Raw genomic sequence first — 3,502 nt, 5'->3', positions numbered from 1 at the left:
GGTCAGCTTCATGGACTACGATCTAGGATACTTCGATGATGAGACATGCAGGTTGGAACCACTTCAAAACCCATTCGGGCCAAAAGTGTTACCCATGTCTCCGGTATAAACCGTAACCTATGTGTCCGGAACGGACCAATGAAAAATGGCGCGCCCCACCGGGTGAAGATGACAACTACGTTTACTCCATAGCCCTATAAATCGGGGTCCGAGAAACGACCGGAAACAGATGATATTACAACAGGTTTCCGCTCGAAACGTCATCACCGTGTGTTTCTGCCGTCCCGGCGCTTTCGCGCCGGGGCTTTGTCACTGGCGGCCCTCCGGCTCTCTACAGCGAAGCGCGTTCGCCTCCGGGCCGACGCGGCTACCGCCGCGTCTCATCTGATCGTTACGAAGAAGATTGCTAAGGGCGTTGCCCTCGCGCGGCGCAAGAAAACTCTCCGGCCTTTCGCGGCATAAACGGCCCGCTCCCCGCAAGCGGGTCCCCTCCATTTATTCCACGGTGCCAAAGACTTCTCCTGCGCCTTGCTACCCGTGGCTCGCCGCCGGGCAAGGGTTCAGGAGCGGCGCTTCGCTGCTCTGAACCCCAAACCCGAGGATCAGAGACATGACCAACCTTTCCGACAGCAATCCCCGCATCTATGTCGCCTGCCTTGCCGCCTACAATAACGGCTATCTGCATGGGGCTTGGATCGACGCGGATCAGGACGCGAGCGAAATCAGGGACGAGATTGCAGCCATGCTTGCACGGTCCCCCATCGAGCACGCGGAGGAATATGCCATCCATGATTATGAGGGCTTCGAGGGCGTCACGATCAGCGAATATGCCGGCATCGACAGCGTGGCGCGGATGGGCGCTTTCATCGCAGAGCACGGCGCACTAGGCGCGGGCCTGCTGGAGCAGTTCGGCGGCGACATGGACCAAGCCGAAACCACCCTGCAGGATTGCTATCATGGTCAGTTCACCAGCCTCGCCGACTATATGGAGGAACTGACCACCGAAAGCGTCACGATCCCCGAGGCGCTGCGCTACTATGTCAATTGGGATGCCATGGCGCGCGACGCCGAGATGGGCGGTGACGTTTTCACCATCGAAACGGCACACGGCGAGGTGCATGTGTTTTCCAGCCAATGAAAATCTAGGTGCCTTTCCCATATTTTTACTGGAAATCGCCTCGCGCGAATAACAGAAATATTGTTAAGCAGAAAATAACCAAAAGTGATCGAGTTTGACGCTCAAGGTATCTGCCTTGAGCGTCTTCTAATACTTTTAACACTACTTGAACCTCCCCCATCCGGGCGCTGCCTTGCGCGCCCCGGCTTTGGGAGGTGACGCCATGCTTAGCATCGACTGGCGTTTGCCGGCGGCATACGGGCACACGAAGCATATTCCGGCCGCTGGTTTCGCTTGGGAATATTTGCGCCGGAATGACGATTATCGTCAGGATTTCCAGACCATTGCATTAATCGGAGGACCCATCGGCCGCGACCTAGAAGCGTTCGCGGATCGCTGGGGCTTGCGATTTCCCATGCGACCCCGACGCGCCGCATGACCGACAATCGCCGATCTGGATTCCGAGCCTTCAACCGCAAGCGGTAACGCTATCGCCGGTCGAGCATAAAGACGGCCACACCGAACCAATATTGACGCTCGCCCATCTCGACGGCCTCGATCTGCGCCGCGCTGCCGATGGCTGGCACGGCATCTGGCACGTGGATGGCGTCGCACATCAATTCTGGCTGCCCGAGGCGGTGCCGGATGCAGCCGCGTTCTATGCCGTCACGTTGCCGCTGGACGCCTTTCTAGAACTTCGCATTCACGCCGCCCGCCGTTTCTGGCGATCCCTCAATGGCCGCGCGCCCGGTCCCGACTTCCGGGCGATCCCCGCCCAGCTCCGGCAATGGCATATCCTGTCCCTGCGCGCGCTCGACGCGCGGTTGCGCGGCGAAAGCTATCGCACCATCGCCGAAGTCCTGCTCGGCTTTCGCGGCAGCAAGGAGGACTTTGAGAACGACCCTCGCAAAAATAAAGCGCGCCGTCTGGTCGCGCATGGCATCAAGATGATGCGCGGCGGCGGCTATCGCCTGCTGCTGCACTACCCCATCAAGCCCGGTAAACGATAATGGGAAACACGGTAAAGTGCGCGCAGGTCAGAACCCTGCGGAGATGGTCACAAGAAATCAATGGTGATGGAGGTGCATTTGTCCCCGTTTGTCGGATGGTAATCTACCGAGCAAGCGGTGACCACCATCAGAAGATCAATCTCAGCACGTAGAACCACGTTACCACCCGGCGGGTTGTTAGACGCAAGCACTTCCAGTCGGCCATCCTGTTGCGGCTCAGATCGCTGAAACAGATTAACCGGATCAGGGCAAATCGGAACTGACAAACCGGCTTGACGGACAGCGTTCAGAAAATTGTCCCGACAGTTTGGATGGTTCGGAAATCCCGCGCGCTCATAAAGACCAGCATTGCAAGCCGGAAAAAGCATGTCGTGTGGGCACGGTGAATTATCTTCGATCAGCGTCAGCAGCGGAATCGCTTGTTCGCTGTAAAAGCTCTCGCCGGGCTGAGGAAACAATCGCTCTGTAATGTCGCGAGTTTGAGAAGTGCTGAGCCAATCGACGTTGCCACCACCTGCAACAATCGCCCACATATCGGCGACCTGTTGCCCATCGGGGTCGATAATCCGAATGTGCTGTCCCGCCTTTAAGAGAAATCCTCGGCCAGATTGAGGTGAGATAACGAGCTGGTGCGAAGTAGTCATTGTTGGCGTCTAAATCTCTCTTAGAAAAACCCCGAGTTTTACAAACGTTTGAGGCTCAGGCCCATCACGTTACAACCCATCGCGCAAGCGTTGATCGTGCGGCCATCGCCATCACGCCCTATTCGCGGCTGCCTGCTCCAGAATTTTCCGGTAGCCCTCGCGCGAAAGCCATTGGGCACGTTCGAGGTGGGTTTGCCAGCAACGGCGGGACCGAAGTTCATCGGCCACCGGATCGCGATGCAGCACGATCCGCGCGACTTCCTTCCAGTTCGCGTCCTCGGCCTTTGCATCCAGCAAGCGCAGATAGGTGACGTAATGCCGTTCGTCATAGACGGTTATAGTGTCGCCGGCCGGCGCTTCATCGTCCACATCTGGATCGAGTTCGACGGTAACCCGCATAGTCATTCCCCGTATCCGGGAGAGCTTTGTCTGCGGTGCGCCCCCGCAAACGATTCTCTCTGACTCTTGGTGATCGGGGAGTTCGAAACCGCTGTTACACGGCCCCATGGCCTTTAGCTCGGAAAGCCTGTTGTATACGCCACAGGCTCCCCGACCATAAGGTCAAGGAGTGTGGTGCCGTGACGGCCGACACCAACCGGTAACAGAGGTCGAGTAGGCCGAGGGTTTCCCCCCAGCCTCTCACAGAACCGTACGTGAGACTCTCGCCTCATACGGCTCTTCCGGTCCACCATTACACGATCACAAACCCGGCCTGCCAATGGGCGAATAGC

The 3,502-nt window shown here is 57.8% G+C and carries 5 protein-coding genes; 3 read left to right on the top strand and 2 right to left on the bottom strand.

The features are described from left to right. Nucleotides 1–610: 610 nt before the first annotated feature. The 3 genes from C5748_RS27245 (at nucleotide 611) to C5748_RS27235 (ending at nucleotide 2,127) form a co-directional block, all read left to right on the top strand. Nucleotides 611–1,138 (top strand): antirestriction protein ArdA, encoded by a 528-nt coding sequence (locus tag C5748_RS27245; protein WP_105746169.1) that lies wholly within the window; start codon nucleotides 611–613, stop codon nucleotides 1,136–1,138. A 202-nt stretch (nucleotides 1,139–1,340) separates the two neighbouring features. Further along, a complete protein-coding gene (locus C5748_RS27240) occupies nucleotides 1,341–1,556 on the top strand; it encodes a transcriptional regulator domain-containing protein (protein WP_105746167.1) in 216 nt (71 codons plus the stop codon). Between the two features lie 91 nt (nucleotides 1,557–1,647). Beyond that, on the top strand, nucleotides 1,648–2,127 hold the full coding sequence (locus C5748_RS27235) for a DUF2285 domain-containing protein (protein ID WP_245582016.1): 480 nt from the start codon (nucleotides 1,648–1,650) through the stop codon (nucleotides 2,125–2,127). A 47-nt stretch (nucleotides 2,128–2,174) separates the two neighbouring features. Here C5748_RS27235 and C5748_RS27230 read toward each other — a convergent pair whose 3' ends face one another. Further along, nucleotides 2,175–2,771 carry a DUF1989 domain-containing protein gene (locus C5748_RS27230; RefSeq protein WP_105746163.1) on the bottom strand — a complete coding sequence of 199 codons (597 nt, stop codon included), beginning with the start codon at nucleotides 2,769–2,771 and terminating at the stop codon, nucleotides 2,175–2,177. Between the two features lie 111 nt (nucleotides 2,772–2,882). Continuing rightward, nucleotides 2,883–3,170, bottom strand: a complete 288-nt coding sequence (locus C5748_RS27225; RefSeq protein WP_105746161.1) for a DNA -binding domain-containing protein — start codon at nucleotides 3,168–3,170, stop codon at nucleotides 2,883–2,885. Nucleotides 3,171–3,502: the final 332 nt, after the last annotated feature.

It is taken from the genome of Phyllobacterium phragmitis (assembly GCF_002980495.1).
Taxonomy (GTDB): domain Bacteria; phylum Pseudomonadota; class Alphaproteobacteria; order Rhizobiales; family Rhizobiaceae; genus Paramesorhizobium; species Paramesorhizobium phragmitis.
The sequence above is the reverse complement of the archived record's forward strand: the minus strand, read 5'-3'. Positions and strand labels throughout refer to the sequence as shown.

Coding starts and splice junctions, on each gene's coding strand:
- C5748_RS27245 (WP_105746169.1), top strand. CDS start 611: ATGACCAACCTTTCCGACAGCAATCCCCGCATCTATGTCGCCTGCCTT.
- C5748_RS27225 (WP_105746161.1), bottom strand. CDS start 3,170: ATGCGGGTTACCGTCGAACTCGATCCAGATGTGGACGATGAAGCGCCG.
- C5748_RS27230 (WP_105746163.1), bottom strand. CDS start 2,771: ATGACTACTTCGCACCAGCTCGTTATCTCACCTCAATCTGGCCGAGGA.
- C5748_RS27240 (WP_105746167.1), top strand. CDS start 1,341: ATGCTTAGCATCGACTGGCGTTTGCCGGCGGCATACGGGCACACGAAG.